At 71.5% G+C, this 14,476-nt stretch carries 12 protein-coding genes and 1 pseudogene; 6 read left to right on the top strand and 7 right to left on the bottom strand.

The features are described 5' to 3' along the window. Window positions 1–117 precede the first annotated feature (117 nt). Entirely contained in the window at window positions 118–1,101 is a 984-nt protein-coding gene (locus MCBMB27_RS16445; protein WP_043385225.1) for a hypothetical protein, read from the top strand. A gap of 165 nt (window positions 1,102–1,266) precedes the next feature. Here the strand turns inward: MCBMB27_RS16445 and MCBMB27_RS16440 are convergent, their stop codons facing one another. Continuing rightward, on the bottom strand, window positions 1,267–1,941 hold the full coding sequence (locus MCBMB27_RS16440) for a YqgE/AlgH family protein (RefSeq protein WP_257787385.1): 675 nt from the start codon (window positions 1,939–1,941) through the stop codon (window positions 1,267–1,269). Between the two features lie 372 nt (window positions 1,942–2,313). Between MCBMB27_RS16440 and MCBMB27_RS16435 the strand changes: the two genes are divergently transcribed. Next, complete coding sequence (locus MCBMB27_RS16435; RefSeq protein ID WP_043357846.1) at window positions 2,314–2,793, top strand: peroxiredoxin; 480 nt, start codon at window positions 2,314–2,316, stop codon at window positions 2,791–2,793. Window positions 2,794–2,885: 92 nt separating this feature from the next. After that, window positions 2,886–3,527 (top strand): DedA family protein, encoded by a 642-nt coding sequence (locus MCBMB27_RS16430; protein WP_043385228.1) that lies wholly within the window; start codon window positions 2,886–2,888, stop codon window positions 3,525–3,527. A gap of 6 nt (window positions 3,528–3,533) precedes the next feature. Here the strand turns inward: MCBMB27_RS16430 and MCBMB27_RS16425 are convergent, their stop codons facing one another. Both MCBMB27_RS16425 and MCBMB27_RS16420 read right to left on the bottom strand, forming a co-directional pair. Continuing rightward, window positions 3,534–4,292, bottom strand: a complete 759-nt coding sequence (locus MCBMB27_RS16425; RefSeq protein WP_043357842.1) for a restriction endonuclease — start codon at window positions 4,290–4,292, stop codon at window positions 3,534–3,536. A gap of 98 nt (window positions 4,293–4,390) precedes the next feature. Beyond that, window positions 4,391–4,804 carry a Ros/MucR family transcriptional regulator gene (locus MCBMB27_RS16420; RefSeq protein WP_043357841.1) on the bottom strand — a complete coding sequence of 138 codons (414 nt, stop codon included), beginning with the start codon at window positions 4,802–4,804 and terminating at the stop codon, window positions 4,391–4,393. A gap of 405 nt (window positions 4,805–5,209) precedes the next feature. On the opposite strand from MCBMB27_RS16420, the gene MCBMB27_RS16415 reads away from it, so the two are divergent. Beyond that, window positions 5,210–7,885 carry a bifunctional acetate--CoA ligase family protein/GNAT family N-acetyltransferase gene (locus MCBMB27_RS16415; protein WP_043385234.1) on the top strand — a complete coding sequence of 892 codons (2,676 nt, stop codon included), beginning with the start codon at window positions 5,210–5,212 and terminating at the stop codon, window positions 7,883–7,885. A 57-nt stretch (window positions 7,886–7,942) separates the two neighbouring features. Here MCBMB27_RS16415 and MCBMB27_RS16410 read toward each other — a convergent pair whose 3' ends face one another. Next, entirely contained in the window at window positions 7,943–8,476 is a 534-nt protein-coding gene (locus MCBMB27_RS16410) for a Dps family protein (protein ID WP_043385237.1), read from the bottom strand. 136 nt (window positions 8,477–8,612) lie between these two features. Beyond that, window positions 8,613–10,430: a L,D-transpeptidase family protein gene (locus MCBMB27_RS16405; protein WP_075380865.1), complete on the bottom strand. Its 1,818-nt coding sequence runs from the start codon at window positions 10,428–10,430 to the stop codon at window positions 8,613–8,615. Between the two features lie 174 nt (window positions 10,431–10,604). On the opposite strand from MCBMB27_RS16405, the gene MCBMB27_RS16400 reads away from it, so the two are divergent. Next, window positions 10,605–11,762: an acyltransferase family protein gene (locus tag MCBMB27_RS16400; RefSeq protein WP_236952724.1), complete on the top strand. Its 1,158-nt coding sequence runs from the start codon at window positions 10,605–10,607 to the stop codon at window positions 11,760–11,762. Here the strand turns inward: MCBMB27_RS16400 and MCBMB27_RS16395 are convergent. After that, window positions 11,749–12,927: an endo-1,4-beta-xylanase gene (locus MCBMB27_RS16395; protein ID WP_075380863.1), complete on the bottom strand. Its 1,179-nt coding sequence runs from the start codon at window positions 12,925–12,927 to the stop codon at window positions 11,749–11,751. The two genes, MCBMB27_RS16400 and MCBMB27_RS16395, sit on opposite strands and share 14 nt — an antisense overlap. A gap of 153 nt (window positions 12,928–13,080) precedes the next feature. Here MCBMB27_RS16395 and MCBMB27_RS16390 point away from each other — a divergent pair, with 153 nt between their 5' ends. Then, window positions 13,081–13,923 (top strand): SDR family NAD(P)-dependent oxidoreductase, encoded by an 843-nt coding sequence (locus MCBMB27_RS16390; protein WP_053609123.1) that lies wholly within the window; start codon window positions 13,081–13,083, stop codon window positions 13,921–13,923. 150 nt (window positions 13,924–14,073) lie between these two features. Here the strand turns inward: MCBMB27_RS16390 and MCBMB27_RS16385 are convergent. Continuing rightward, a pseudogene (locus MCBMB27_RS16385) lies at window positions 14,074–14,361 on the bottom strand (GIY-YIG nuclease family protein). Window positions 14,362–14,476: the final 115 nt, after the last annotated feature.

Genomic DNA, 14,476 nt, shown 5'->3' with positions numbered 1-14,476 from the left:
GCGGCGTGACTGCATTTTGTTGCTTCGCTGCCACGTCGGCGCCATCGACGCCGTGTTAACGCTTCGACAAGGGGTTGCGCGTGGCCCCGCCACTTCGTGTCCCCGTCGTAGAGTCCGATGCGCCCGATCCGCAGTCTCCTGCTTCCGATCCTGGCGGTCGCCGTCGCGGCGCCCGGGATGCTCGCCGCCCCTCCGGCGCAGGCCCAGAATTTCTTCGAGCGCCTGTTCGGCATCAAGCCGGAGCGGCCGCCGGTGCCGCCCCGCGGCCTCCCGGAGGCGCCGCCGGCTCCGGCCGCGCCGGGCGAGCCGGGTCCGCCCGCGGCCCCTGAGGCGCCCCGGCCCGCCCCTGCGCCGGCCCGCCCGATCGTTCTGAAGACGCCCTCCGAGGACGGCGTGATCGGCCAGGATCTGCAGCTCAACGGCCTGTCCGGAACCCTGAAGCTGGAACGGTCCGGCACCGCCGTCACGGCACGGATCAAGCTGCCGGGGACCAAGATCTCGCAGCCGGCGGAGTCCTGCACGGTTCCCCTCGCCGGCGGCAACCCGGTGACGCTCAGCGCCGAGGGCAAGCCCGAGGGCGTGCCGCGCTTCGAGGCGGCCGGGGCCGAGTGCCCGCTGCGCTTCGACGTGACCGAGGGCGGCGTCCTGGTCTCGAGCCTCGGTGCGGGCCCGATCTGTACCTTCTCGGCGGCGGATTGCGCCACGACGCCGGTGGGCCTCTGGGGGCCGGCCGCCGCCACCCTGATCCCGCGGGCCGGCGAATTCGACACCGCCCGGGGCGTCGCCGACAAGGCCGTTCGGGACAATTACAAGCTGATGACCCAGCGCGCCCGGCGCGAGGACGTGCGGCCGATCGTCAGCGAGCAGGCGGCCTTCTCGTCGGACCGGGAGCAGCTCTGCCGCACCTATGCGCGGGAGGGCACACACGGGTTCTGCCACCTGCGGGTGACGGAGAACCGCGCCCTGGCCCTGGCGACCCGGCTCGGCGCCAACACGGCGACGCCCACGGCCGCCGTCGCGCCGCGCAGGCCGCGTCCCAAGCCCGCCGTCGAAGGCATGAACCCGGACGCGGCCGGCGGCGGCGACGTGCTTCCGGAATAGGTGGAGGCGCGGCGCGCCGGCTCCGTCGGCCCGGCGCTCTGACGCCCGCGGCATCGCGAGCGCAGGGCAGCGGCCCAGGGCGGAAGGAAGCCGGACAGCCTGGGCCGGCGGGATTGCCCCGCTTGCAAGCACCGGGGCGCCGCAAATCTCTGAGGTCGATGTCGATCAGGCCCGGCCGGCGGTCATCGACAGCATCGCCGGGTCGATGCCGTTGGCCCGCAGGGCGAGGTCGTACTTGGCGTCGAGGTCGGCGTTGAAGATCAGGGCCGGGTCGGCCGGGCAGTTGAGCCAGCCATTGGCCATGATCTCGCTCTCCAGCTGCCCCGCCTGCCAGCCGGCATAGCCCAACGCGAGCACGGCGCTCGCCGGCCCCTCGCCGCTGGCGATGGCGCGGAGGATCTCCACGGTTGCGGTCAGGCAGATGCCGTCGTCGATGATCAGCGTCGATTGCTGGATGTGAAAATCGTCGCTGTGGAGCACGAAGCCGCGCCGTCCTTCCACCGGACCGCCCATCAGGACCGGCATGTGGCCGACCCGCTCGCGCAGGCGAATCGCATCCGCCTCGGGCGCCACGTCGAGCTGGACCAAGAGGTCCGGCATGCTGATGTCGGTCGCCGCCTTGTTGACGATGATGCCCATCGCCCCGTCGGCGGAATGGGCGCAGACATAGATCACCGAACGGGCGAAGCGCTCGTCGGCCATGCCGGGCATGGCCACGAGGAATTGCCCGTCGAGGAAGTTCGGACCCGACAGCTCCGTCTGAAGCGGCGACGCGGCCTTGCCGGCCAGCGAAGACGCTGCCGACGGGGGATCGGGCCTGCGGTGCGGAGGGTGCGCCATGCGTCCATGCTACGCCCCGTCTCCTGGTTGTCCAGCGGGCAATAGGGACGCAGCAAGCCTCCCTCAAGCTTGTGCGCGTCGCAATCCGTGTCCCGCAATGCCGTAGTCGGTCCGGGTCGCGGCCGGCGCGGTTGCGGCCGCGGCCCGATGGTCACGGCGGGTTTCGTGCCCTCTCCCACTCTCGACGTTGGGGAGCAGAGGGCGCGGATCGAGCGGTCTCACAAGATCAAGCGCCTCGGCATCAAGCGCCTCGGCCCGTGCGTGTGGTTCAAGCCGGACTGGGCCGCATCCTCGACAGGCATCCCCTGCCACGCTAGGTCAGGCGCGCTGCTCACGCGCGCCATCCCAGCGCGCGACAACGAGGGACCCGCGATGATCCAGGTCGGCGACCACCTGCCCCAGGCCACCTTCCGGGTGATCGGCCCCGAGGGCCCGATCGCGCGCACCACCGACGACGTGTTCAAGGGCCGGCGCGTGGTCCTGATCGGCGTGCCGGGCGCGTTCACCCCCAGCTGCCACCGCAACCACCTGCCGGGCTTCGTCACCCACAAGGACGAGATCCTCGGACGCGGCGTCGATGCCATTGCGGTGACGAGCGTCAACGACGTGTTCGTGCTCGACGCGTGGTCGAAGGCGAGCGGCGCGGAAGGGCTGGAATTCCTGGCCGACGGCAACGCCGATTTCGCCAAGGCCATCGGCCTCGAGATGGACGGCACGGGTTTCGGCCTCGGGATGCGCTCGAAGCGCTACTCGATGCTGGTCGAGGACGGCGTCGTCCGGATCCTCAACGTCGAGGAGACGCCCTCGAAGGCGGAGGCCTCGGGCGCCGAGGCCCTGCTGAAGGTCCTCTGACCGCGCCGCACTCCGCGGATCGGCCCTTTTAAGGCCACGATCCATCCGCTTGTGTCGCCGGGCTTTGCCCGGAGACCGGCCCCGAGGACCGCATGGCCTTCCTGAACGATCTGCCCATCGCCGAGCTGATCGCGAATTACGGATACATCGCGATCTTCGTGATCATCACCCTCGAGAGCGCCGGCGTGCCATGCCCCGGCGAGACGGTGCTGATCTCGGCCGCCGTCTATGCGGGCAGCACCGGCAATTTGAATATCGGCCTTGTCATCGCCGCGGCCGCGGCGGCGGCGATCCTGGGCGACAATGTCGGCTATTGGGCGGGGCGGCGCTGGGGCATGCCGCTGCTCCTGCGCTACGGTCACCTCATCGCCCTCGATCACGGGCGGCTCAAGCTCGGCCAGTATCTGTTCCGCCGGCACGGCGGCAAGATCGTGTTCTTCGGCCGCTTCACCGCGATGCTGCGCGCCTACGCGGCCGTGCTCGCCGGGGTCAACCGTCTGGATGCCCGGCGCTTCTTCGCCTTCAACGCCCTCGGCGGCGTCGTCTGGGCCGGCAGCATGGGGATCGGCTCCTACTATTGCGGGCGCCAGATCGAGCACATCGTCGGCCCGGTCGGCCTGACCCTGCTGGCGCTCGTGGTGTTCGGAGGCCTGGCCCTCTGGCTGTTCGTGCGTCGGCACGAGGCGCGGCTGCTCAGCGAGGCGGAGACCGCCATCCCCGGGCCGCTTGCCTGACGACCGTCACGCCTCCGCGAGGTCGTGCGCGTCGAGGGTGTCCAGCGCCTCGTGATGCATCAGGAGCACGCCGGTCGCCGTGGCGAGCCGGCGCGCGGCCGGGGTGAAGCCGGCATTGGAGACCACGGCGGCCCGGTCCCCGTCCCAGTAGCGCAGCGCCGCGGCCGCTTCCTGCACGGCGGCGTTGCCGACGGGCTTGCTCAGCCGCTTGCATTGCACCACGAGGCGCAGGCCGTCCTGCACCGCGACGATGTCGGCGCCCTGGTCGCCGCTCGCCGGCGTCCGGTGCGTCCGCCAGCCCGCCCGGGTCAGGCGCTCGGCGCAGTAGCGCTCGTAGTCCAGCCCGTCCCCCGGCGCCTCGTCCTCCTCCGGGAGGGCGACGGCCGCCGCCTCGGCCTCGATGATCGCCAGCATCCGCGCGTGCTCCACCTCGGCGAGGTCGGCGAAGCGGGGGCCGAGCTGCGGCAGGACGGTCCGGTCGAGAAAGTAGTCCCGCTCGCGCAGCCAGCCGTCCTCGATCCAGTTGCCGTAAGGATCGCAGTAGCTCTCCTGACGCCGCCGCAGTGCCAGCGTGTCGGCATGCGCCCGGGCGATCCGCCGCACCCGGGCACGGAAGCGGCGCTTGCGCCCGAGATGCCGGATCAGGACCAGGACGAGGGCCAGACCCGTCGCGGCTAGGGCCGGCCGGCCGTACCAGAGCCCGAACGGAAGGCCGATCACGGCCGTCCAGAACAGGCGGGCAACGGGATTGGGCTTGCCGGGCATCGGGTCTCTGAGGCGCTGACGGGCCCCTGACCCTCGCAAGCTTGGCTTGCCCGATGCCTAACCCGGATCCGAAAGCTGTGGACGCGCTCGGCGCGCCCTCAGCCCTTCCGCCGCTGGTGGCCGAGGCCCATGCTCTTGGCGAGACTGGAGCGCGCCGCGGCGTAGTTCGGCGCCACCATCGGATAATCGGGCGGAAGGCCCCATTTCGTCCGGTATTCCTCGGGCGTGAGGTTGTAGTGCGTGCGCAGATGGCGCTTGAGCGACTTGAACTTCTTGCCGTCCTCCAGACACACGATGAAGTCGGGCTGGACCGAGCGCCGGACCGGCACGGCCGGCCGCAACTCCTCCGTCGGCGTGATGGCCGGCTCGCCGAGACCGTGCAGCGTCGCGTGGATGGCCGCGATGAGCCCGGGCAGCTCCGGCGCAGGCACCGGATTGTTGCTCACGAAGGCCGACACGATGTCGACGGACAGCGCGAGATAGTCCGGTTGCCCTTCACCCGTGGCGTCCATCCCATAACCTCCTGTCGATCCCGGCTCGCCGCCAACCCGAGGTGCCGGCCGGAATCTGTCTCTGCTCAACCCGATACAGGGTAGTTAAGCAGCAGTTACTATGGTGGTGGGAATTTAATAGCAAGACCAATCTACACACGCCCACAACTGCCGTCTTGGAGTGGATAAAGCGCGCTGGATATTGGACAAAAAGACGTCGCCAACGATGCCGTCGGGGCGATCGTTCGGTGTCCCCATGTCGCGTGCCGCGCGGGCGTTGCAGGCGCGCCGGATCGCGCCATCTGAGGGGGCGGCGGGCGTTCCATGAGCCGTGCCCGATCGGACGAAGCGGGGGACCAGATGCGTGCCGGCACGAACGGCCTGCGGAAGCTCATCCCGTGACGGCGGCGCCGTGAGCCGCCGGTCATGAGCACATACCGGTTCGACAAACTGTTGGCGCCCCGGTCGGTCGCCCTGGTGGGTGCGGTCGCCCGCGTGGGCTCACTGGGGCGCAGCGTGTTCGACAGCCTGCGCGCCGCGGGCTTTCCCGGCGCGATCCTGCCGGTCCAGCCCGATCAGGCGACGGTCGAGGGGCTGCCCTGCGTGCCCAGGGTCGCGGATCTCCCCGTCGCCCCCGATCTCGTTCTGATCGCGGTGCCGCCGCCGCGCGTGCCCGAGGTCGTCGCGCAGGCCGCCGCGATCGGCGCCGGGGCGGCGGTGATCCTCACCGCCCGGCTCGGGTCCGAGCCGGACGATCCCGGCCCGGTCGCCCACCGGATCGCCCGCGCCCACGGCCTGCGCCTGCTCGGTCCCGACAGCGCCGGCCTCGCGGTGCCGGGTGCCAAGCTCAACGCCAGCCTGTTCGCCCATGCCCCCGCGTCCGGCGACCTCGCCCTCGTCTCGCAATCCGGCACGGTCGCGGCCGCCATCGTCGCCTGGGGCGCCCGCCACGGGACCGGCTTCTCGGCGGTTCTGTCGCTCGGCAGCGTCCTCGATATCGGCGTGGCCGATTGCCTCGACCACTTCGCTGCCGATTATCACACCCGTGCGATCCTGCTCTGCCTCGACAGGGTCGCGGATGCCCGCCGCTTCATGTCGGCCGCCCGGGCCGCCGCGCGGGCCAAGCCCGTCGTGGTGCTTCGGGCCGGCCGGCACCGCCCGGACACGCGCGCCGCCGCCACCCATACCGGCGCCCTGGCCCGTCCGGATGCGGTCTACGCGGCGGCGTTCCGGCGGGCGGGCCTGCTGGCCGTGCCGGACCTCGACGCGATGTTCTCCGCTGTGGAGACCCTGGGGCGCCAGCGGCCCTTTCCGGGCCACCGGCTGGCGATCGTGTCGAACGGCCGCGGCATCGGGCTGCTCGCCGCGGATCGGCTGATCGAGCGGGCCGGGACCCTGGCGGCGCCCGCCGAGGCGGACGGCCGCGCGCCGGGCAACCCTCTCGATCTCGGCATCGATGCCGCCGGGCCGGCCTTCTCCGCCGCGCTGGCACCCCTGCTGACCGATCGGACGAGCGACGCCGTGCTGGCGATCCACGTGCCCACGATTCGTTCGGAGGCGGGCGCGGTGGCGCGTGCCATCGCCGAGACGGTCGAGACCGCCCGGGCCGGCCAATCCCGCAAGAAGCCCGTCTTCGCGGTCTCGTTGGGCGACGCGGAGGCGGGGCGCGAGACCTTCGCGCAGGCCGGGATCCCGCACTTCACCACCGATTCCGAGGCGATCGAGGGCTTCCTGCACCTCGTGCGCTACCGCGAGGCGCAGGACGACCTGATGCGCACGCCGGACTCGCTGCCGCGGGACTTCTCCCCCGACACGGCGCGGGCCCGCTCGATCGTCGCCGGGGCGCTGCAGCAGGGGGCCGCCTGGCTCGACCCGGTGGCGGTCAACGGCCTCTTGGAGGCCTACGGGATTCCGACCGTGCCGATCACGCTGGCGCCCGACAAGGACGCGGCGGCGGCGGCCGCGTGGCCGATCATCGCGGCGGGCGGTACGGTGGCGCTGAAGGTCGTCTCGCCGGACGTGGTGCACAAATCCGACATCGGCGGCGTCCATCTCGACCTGACCAGCGAGGCCGACGTGGCGGACGCGGCCCGCAGCATCCTGGCCCGCGCGCGCCGGGAGCGGCCGGATGCCCGGGTGACCGGTTTTGCCGTGCAGCCGATGGTCCGCCGCGGCCAGCGCCGCGAGCTGATCGCCGGGCTCGCCGAGGACGCGGTGTTCGGCCCGGTCGTGGTCTTCGGCCGGGGCGGCACCGCCGTGGAGGTGATCGACGACCGCGCCCTCGGCCTGCCGCCGCTGGACCTGACCCTCGCGCGCGACCTCATCGCCCGCACCCGGGTCGCGCGGCGCCTCGAAGCCTACCGCGACGTGCCCGCCGCCGATCTCGGGGCGATCGCGCTGACGCTGGTGAAGCTGTCCCAGCTCGCCGCCGACCTGCCGCAGGTGCGCGAACTCGACATCAACCCGCTTCTGGCCGACGAGACCGGCGTGCTCGCCCTCGACGCGCGGGTCCGGATCGGGCGCGCCGAGCGCGGAGCCGACGGACGCGGCCATCCGCGCTTCGCGATCCGGCCCTACCCGGCCGAATGGGTCCGGACGCTCAACCTCAAGGACCGGACGGTGCGGGTGCGGCCGGTGCGCCCGGAGGACGAGGGCCTGTTCCTGACCTTCTTCAAGGGACTCGACCCGGAGGATCTGCGGCTGCGGTTCTTCGGCCCGGTACGCGAGTTCAGCCACGCCTTCCTGGCGCGTCTGACGCAGCTCGACTACGCCCGCGCCATCGCCTTCGTAGCCACGGAGATCGAACCGGGCGGCGGCGAGCGCATGCTCGGCGCAGTCCGGCTGCATGCCGACGCCAACCATGAGAGCGGCGAGTACGCGATCGCGGTCGGCCGCGATGCCCGGGGGACCGGCCTCGCCTTCGCGTTGATGCGCCTCATGATCGATTGGGCGCAGTCCGAGGGCATCGGGCGGGTCGAGGGCACGGTGCTCGCCGAGAACCGGCCGATGCTGGCGGTGTGCCGCCGCCTCGGGTTCACGCAGGGGCGGGATCCCGACGACCCGGGTCTCGTGAAGGTGCACCTCGATCTCGCCGGCAGTTAGCGGCGGCGCGACGAGGCCGGACCCGACATCGGCCGTGCCGATGCCGGGAGGCGCGGCTCAGTGGCCGCTGTCGGTGGCGTTGCGGGTGGTCTCGTAGAGGAACCACGTGCGCTCCTCGGACTGGTCGATCCATTCCTCCAGCTGCGAGGTCGTCGCCACGTCGCCTGCCTCATCGGTCACGCCGTGGAGCGTGCGCATGTTGGCGGTGAGGGCCTTGTTGTCGTCGCGCAGCTCCTTGAGCATGTCGAGGGGCGAGACATACTCGGCATCGTTGTCGGCCACGCGGGTCAGGCTCTTGGCCTGGCCGAGCGAGCGCAGCACCGTGCCGCCGATCTTGCGGGCGCGCTCATTCACGGCGTCGATGATCTCGAAGATCTGAGCGGCCTGCTCATCCAGCAGGAGGTGGTAATCGCGGAAGTGGGGTCCGCTCATGTGCCAGTGAAAGTTCTTGGTCTTGATGTAGAGGGCGAACAGGTCCGAACTCAGGATCGTCAGGCCCTCGGCGATCGTCCGCACGTCGTTCGGATCAAGGTCGGTCGGGGTGTTCAGCCGCGCGCTCTCGATGCGGCTGCTCGGCTTGGCCTTGGCCATGGTGGTCTCCAGTCTGATTCCGTGGCTCGGCGCGTCGCCCCGTCTCGCTGAAAACGGGCCGATGCGCGTTCCCTGAGCCAATGACGGGCCTGCCGGGAGGTTCCGGTGGACCGAGAATCGCATGGCTGGGTTGGGCTTAGCGGATAGGTTCGACAGATTCCAAACTATGGCGCTCGGCGGCCGAGCGGCCCACCGCGGGCTTCACGGGGGTCGGTTTGACTGCGGCGGGCTTGGTCGCAGCGGCCCGCGCCGGGGCCGGCTTCGCGTCGTGGGCGGCGCCGGGCCGGGGCGCGGTCGGCGCGGCACCGGCGGAGGCCGGCTTCGCGGAGGCCGCGTCCGCACCCGGGGGTGCTGCGGGGGGGATCGCGCCGGTGGCGGCCGGTTCCGGAGCCGGCGTGTCGAGGGCGTAGATGTCGTCGCGGAAATGCGCCTTCCCGTCCGGCGTGGCGAAGCCGGTGAGATACACGAAGACGACCGGGACCGGCTTGGCGAGCTTGATGTCGCGGCGCTCGCCGTCGGCGATCCCGGTTTCGATCTCGATCGGGCCCCAGTTGGTGCCCGGCCCGTTGGGCCCGTCCGTGCCCTGGAGCAGCCAGCCGACGAGTTCCTTCACCTGGCCCACCCGGACGCAGCCGTGGCTGTGGAATCGCACGCTGGCGGCGAAGAGCGATTTTGCCGGCGTATCGTGCATGTAGACGGCAAAGCGGTTCGGCATGTCGATCCGCACCTGACCCAGCGAATTGTCGAAGCCGGAATCCTGCCGCAACGTGTAATTGACCGCCTTCTCGCCGGCCCAGTCGATCCGGGTCGGATCGACCTCGCCCGAGGGGCCGAGGATCCGGATGTGGTTCTTGGCGAGATAGCCCGGATTCTTGCGCATCTGCGGGATGATTTCGTTCTTCACCACCGAGGCCGGGACGGTCCAGGTCGGGTTGAAGTTGATGTCGGTGATCCGCGTCTCGACCGGCGGCGTCGCCTTGTCGGGGGAGCCGACCACCGCGACGTAGCGGCGCGCAACGGCGCCGTTCTCCACCGCCTCCACGGCGGCGGACGGGATGTTGACCACGACGTAGCGGTCGCCGAACGGGAATTTCGAGCCCATCAGCCGGGCCGCGGAGGCGGCGAGCTGGCGCTGGCGCACCGCAGCCGGCACGTTGAGCGCATTGATGGTGAGCCGGCCAAGTATGCCGCTGTCGGGGAGGCCGTGGCGCGCCTGGAACGCCGCGATCGCCGCCACCAGGGGCGGGTCGAGGCGGTCGTTCGGCGGGGCATCCGCCGGCAGGTCGCCGGTCAGAGTCAGATGGTGGCGCAGGGCGGGGATCGCCGGATTGCGTTCGCCGGGCTTGAGGCGCGCGAGGTCCTCGGGCAGCCGCTCCCAGCCGCCGGCCTCCGCGAAGGCCGCGTAGCGCTCGGCCGCCCGGAGGGTGTCGAGGAACGTCCGGGGGGTCAGCGTCGGGTTCGGGTCGGTGGAGACCTTGGCGTAGACCAGCGGGGCCGGCTCTCGGGATTTCTTGGCCGCCTCCTGAGGCTTGGCCTGCTGGGTTTTGATGTCCGACGACTTGTTGTCCGACGACTTGGTGTCCTGAGCCTTGTTGTCCGGGGATTTGGCATCCTGGGCCTTGGCATCCTGCGCCTTCCCCTGCGCCGGGACAGGCTCCGGCGCGGCCTCGGCCGGCTTGGTTTCAGGGCGCTTGGCATCCGCCGCCTTGCCGGCCGTGCCCTTCGCCTCACCCTTCGCCTCCGGCATCCGGGGCTCCTGGCCCTTCGCGGCCTCCCCTGTGGCGGCGGGCGGCACCGCGACCGGCACGGCGAGCGGCGGCACCGGGCTGCCCTGCACCGCGCCGGCGCCCTGCGCCAGGGCCACGGCTGGTGCGCCGAGGAGCGCCAGCAGCGACAGGCCCGCGCCCAGGGCGGCGTGCGGGCGGGCGTGACGGCGGGGCGGGACCGGGACCATACGCAACACTCCCGACGGCGCCCGAGACAGGGCGGTCGGGCAGGATCATGGACGGCCGTGGTTACCAATCTCCTCCGGTCTTGCCGGGGCCTTGAGTCCCGGATTCACCATCCGGACACTGGTCCAGCCGCTCAGCGTGCCGTGCGGATGTCCGTCCGCACGGAAAGGGCGCTTATGCTGGGCCCCCGTCGCGACAGGAGATCGACCTCCGCCATGCCGGATTCCGGGTTTCTGGTCCCGAAGACGATGCCCTACCTGCCTCAGCTCGACGGGGTGCGGGCACTCGCCATCCTGATCGTGTTCGCGGCCCATTGCGGCTACAGCCACGTGGTGCCGGGCGGCTTCGGCGTCACCGTCTTCTTCTTCCTCAGCGGCTACCTGATCACCACGCTCCTGCGGATCGAGCGGGCGCAGACGGGCGCGGTGTCGCTCCCGGCCTTCTACCTCCGGCGCAGCCTGCGCATCCTGCCCCCGATGTACCTGACCCTGCTCGCCTCCGGCGCCCTCTACGGGGCGGGATGGCTGGACTGGATGCACGTCGAACCGGCGGCGATCCTCGGACAGGCGACGTTCCTGACCAACTATCCCGGCCTGTTCGGCACCGAGGCAGTGCTGCCGGTGCCGCTGTGGAGCCTCGCCATCGAGGAGCACTTCTACCTCGTCTTCCCGCTGGCCTTCGTGCTCTGGCTCGGGCGCCTCCGGCCGCGCCGTGCGGCTCTGGCCTGCCTGGGGCTCTGCGCTGTGGTGCTGGCGATCCGGTGCGAGAACGTCTGGCGGCTGCCGGATTACAGCCTGAACTACAGCTGGACCCACACGCGGATCGACGCGATCCTGTTCGGCTGCTGCCTCGGGTTGTGGAACAACCCGGTGGTCCCGGCCGACCGGGCGTGGCGCCCCACGGCCTGGCACGTCGCGGCCAGCCTCGCGGTGATCCTCGGAACCCTGGCGGTCCGCGAGCCCGCCTTCCGGGAGAGCCTGCGCTACACGCTCCAGAGCGCCGCCCTGTTCGTGCCCTTCGCGTACCTGCTGCACGGCGGGGGGCCTATGGTCCGGCTGCTCGCCAGCCGGCCGATGCGCCAGCTCGGGCTGTGGTCCTACAGCTTCTACCTCGCACACATGACCGTGGTGGCGCTGGTGCTGCACGTGAGGCCCGGGCTGCACGGCGTCGGGCTGATGCTGGCGGCCTTCCCGGTGACGCTGCTGTGGTGCTGGGGGATGTACGCGGTCGTCGAGCGCCCCTGCGCGCGCCTTCGTCGCCGGCTCCTCGCGGACCGGCCGCCCGAGCCGAGCCTGGCCGAGGACGGGCGCCGGGCCGGCGTCACGCCCGCCTGAGCGTCTCGCGGGCGGCTTTGTGATCCGGCGCGGCCTCGAAGGCCGCCTTCATGGCGTGCCACAGGGGCTTGCGCCGGAACTGCGCGTCGAGGGGGAGGGCCCGCTGCGGCAGGCCGTCGGGCCGCTTGCGGTAGGGATGGTCGTTCAGCCACGTGTCGGGGTCGTAGATGTCCCAGGTCAGGACGTCGAGGCAGGCGGGCTCGTCCAGCACCACGTCGAGGTAGCGCCGGGCGTAATCGGCCACCTTCCGGTCGCGGGTCGCCACGTCGGACGGGAAGGCGCGGTCGTCGATGTCGAGTTCGGTGATCGCGATGCCGAGCCCCATTTGGCCGATCTCCCGGAGGAAGCGCCGCAGCTGGCCCTGGTCGATCGGGATCGTGCTGGTGAGGTGCGACTGAAGCCCGAAGCGCCGGATCGGCACGCCGCGGGACCGCATCGCCTCCAGGCGGCGCAGGACCTTGGTGCGCTTGGCCTCCATCCAGGGCACGCCCTGCTCCACCGCGTCCTCGTTCCAGGTGCCGGCGGCCGCCGGGTCGGTCTCGTGCAGGATCCGGAACGCGAGATCGACGTAGCCGGGGCCGATCGCGGCGAGCCAGGGCGAGTCGCGCAGGCCCCCGCCGCGGTCGGGATCGGCCTCGTTGCCGAAGATCTCGTTGACCACGTCCCAGGCGACGATCTGGCCCCGGTAGTGGCCGGCCACCGTCTCGATCCAGCGCCGCATGAAATCCTCGGCCTGGACGGCGCTCGCCCGGCCGAGCAGCGGGCCGACCCAGGGCGGCAGCGCCGCATGCCAGACGAGCGTGTGGCCGCGCATGCGCTGGCCGTTTCCCCGCGCGAAGCGCAGGATTGCGTCGCCGCGGGCGAAGTCGGTCTTGCCGGGCGCGGGCAGGACCTCCTCCATCTTCATCTCGGTGCCGCAGACGAGGATGCCGCATTCCCGCGCCACCGCCTGCCGGTAGGCGGGCGTCGAATCGAAGCGGTGGAACGGGACCTCGCAGCCGTAGAGCAGGCCCTTGGCGGCCGCCGCGGCCTGGAGGCTGTCGCCCGACCAGGACGGACGGCCGAGGGGACCGAACCCCGCCGGGCCGGCCGCACGCGCCGCATGGGCGAGGCCGAGGGAGGCCGCACCGGCGAGGATCGACCGGCGGCTCGGGGGAGGGGGCATCCGGGTGCTTCGTTCCGAAGGGTGTCCGGTCACCCTAGCAGAAGCCGCCGCCGCGGCGATCCGCGGGTTCTGCCGGGTCGCGGGATCCGGCTCGAACTCGCCTTCCGTCCGGCTCGCCCCATCTGAAGGGCGCCACGCCTCCGAGGATCCGTCATGAGCCAGAACCCCGCGATCAGCCCCGGCCGCAGCGCGGTCGTCACCGGCGCTGCGAGCGGCATCGGGCTCGCCGCCGCGCAGGCCTTCGCGCGGGCCGGCATGAACGTCTGGCTCGCCGACCTGCCGGGGCCGGCCCTGGACGCGGCCCGCGCCGCCGTGGCCGAACTCGCCGCCGTCGAGGTCCGGGCCATACCCACCGACGTGTCGGATCGCGGGGCGGTGGAAGCCCTGGCGGCTGCCGTCGCCAAGGCCGGGCCGCCGGCCCTGGTGATGCTGAATGCCGGCATCGAGGCCGGTGGGAAACTGTTCTCCGACGCCGACACCTGGACGCGGATCCTGGGCACCAATCTCGGCGGCGTGGTCAACGGCATCCACGCCTTCGCGCCCGGCATGATCGCGGGCGGCAAGCCTGGGGCGATCATCGTCACCGGCTCGAAGCAGGGCATCACCACGCCGCCGGGCAACGCGCCCTACAACGTCTCGAAGGCGGGGGTGAAGGCGGTCACCGAGGCGCTCGCCCACGAGCTGCGCAACCGCGAAGGATGCCGGACCACCGCCCACCTGCTGATCCCGGGCTTCGTCTATACGGGCCTCACCAAGGCCCGGGGCGTCGCCGAGAAGCCCGCGGGAGCCTGGACGCCCGACGAGACCGTGGCCTTCATGCTGGAGCGGCTCGCCGCCGGCGACTTCTACATCCTCTGCCCCGACAACGAGACCACCCGGGCGCAGGACGCGAAGCGGATCGCCTGGGCGGCGGGCGACATCATCGAGAACCGGCCCGCCCTGTCGCGCTGGCACCCGGATTTTTCCGAAGGCTTCAAGCGGTACATGGAGGGGTGACCCATACGGCCTCGCGCGGCCCTGGGTCACTTCGCTCCGCTCGTGATGACGGAGGAGCGAGACGGGTCGCGTGACTGCGCGCGGGTTGCCGCGTTCACCGTCCTTGCGAGCGCAGCGAAGCAATCCAGGGAGCCGCGACGCCGGACCTGTTCACGCGAGATCTGGATACAGGTCGTTCCAATCCGGATTCATCGCCGCGATCAGCGCGAGCTTTTTCTTCCGTGAGCCCGCCTTGATCTGCTTCTCGCGCGTGATGGCCTCATTCATCGTGGGATAGCGCTCTTACCAGACGAGGCGCTTGCAATCGTAGCGGCTGGTGAAGCCCTGGAGCAGCGCCTCGCGATGCTCGTAGACCCGCCGGGCGAGGTTGGATGTCACGCCCGTGTAGAGCGTCCCGTTGCGGCGGCTCGCCATGATGTAGACGGCCGGCTCACGCATCGTGCTGCCCTCCGACGCCGGCGCGCGGCCCTGGGTTGCTTCGCCGTGCTCGCAAAGACGGAGCGTGACGTCATCGGGTTGCCCAAAGCTGTCGCGGCCGCGCCCCGGCCCGGGC

The organism is Methylobacterium phyllosphaerae, from assembly GCF_001936175.1.
In the GTDB taxonomy this organism is placed as follows: domain Bacteria; phylum Pseudomonadota; class Alphaproteobacteria; order Rhizobiales; family Beijerinckiaceae; genus Methylobacterium; species Methylobacterium fujisawaense.
The sequence above is the reverse complement of the archived record's forward strand: the minus strand, read 5'-3'. Positions and strand labels throughout refer to the sequence as shown.

Bases quoted from the DNA above. Each gene is read 5' to 3' on its own strand.
- MCBMB27_RS16445 (WP_043385225.1), top strand. From the start codon at position 118: ATGCGCCCGATCCGCAGTCTCCTGCTTCCGATCCTGGCGGTCGCCGTC.
- MCBMB27_RS16440 (WP_257787385.1), bottom strand. From the start codon at position 1,941: ATGGCGCACCCTCCGCACCGCAGGCCCGATCCCCCGTCGGCAGCGTCT.
- MCBMB27_RS16435 (WP_043357846.1), top strand. From the start codon at position 2,314: ATGATCCAGGTCGGCGACCACCTGCCCCAGGCCACCTTCCGGGTGATC.
- MCBMB27_RS16430 (WP_043385228.1), top strand. From the start codon at position 2,886: ATGGCCTTCCTGAACGATCTGCCCATCGCCGAGCTGATCGCGAATTAC.
- MCBMB27_RS16425 (WP_043357842.1), bottom strand. From the start codon at position 4,292: ATGCCCGGCAAGCCCAATCCCGTTGCCCGCCTGTTCTGGACGGCCGTG.
- MCBMB27_RS16420 (WP_043357841.1), bottom strand. From the start codon at position 4,804: ATGGACGCCACGGGTGAAGGGCAACCGGACTATCTCGCGCTGTCCGTC.
- MCBMB27_RS16415 (WP_043385234.1), top strand. From the start codon at position 5,210: ATGAGCACATACCGGTTCGACAAACTGTTGGCGCCCCGGTCGGTCGCC.
- MCBMB27_RS16410 (WP_043385237.1), bottom strand. From the start codon at position 8,476: ATGGCCAAGGCCAAGCCGAGCAGCCGCATCGAGAGCGCGCGGCTGAAC.
- MCBMB27_RS16405 (WP_075380865.1), bottom strand. From the start codon at position 10,430: ATGGTCCCGGTCCCGCCCCGCCGTCACGCCCGCCCGCACGCCGCCCTG.
- MCBMB27_RS16400 (WP_236952724.1), top strand. From the start codon at position 10,605: ATGCTGGGCCCCCGTCGCGACAGGAGATCGACCTCCGCCATGCCGGAT.
- MCBMB27_RS16395 (WP_075380863.1), bottom strand. From the start codon at position 12,927: ATGCCCCCTCCCCCGAGCCGCCGGTCGATCCTCGCCGGTGCGGCCTCC.
- MCBMB27_RS16390 (WP_053609123.1), top strand. From the start codon at position 13,081: ATGAGCCAGAACCCCGCGATCAGCCCCGGCCGCAGCGCGGTCGTCACC.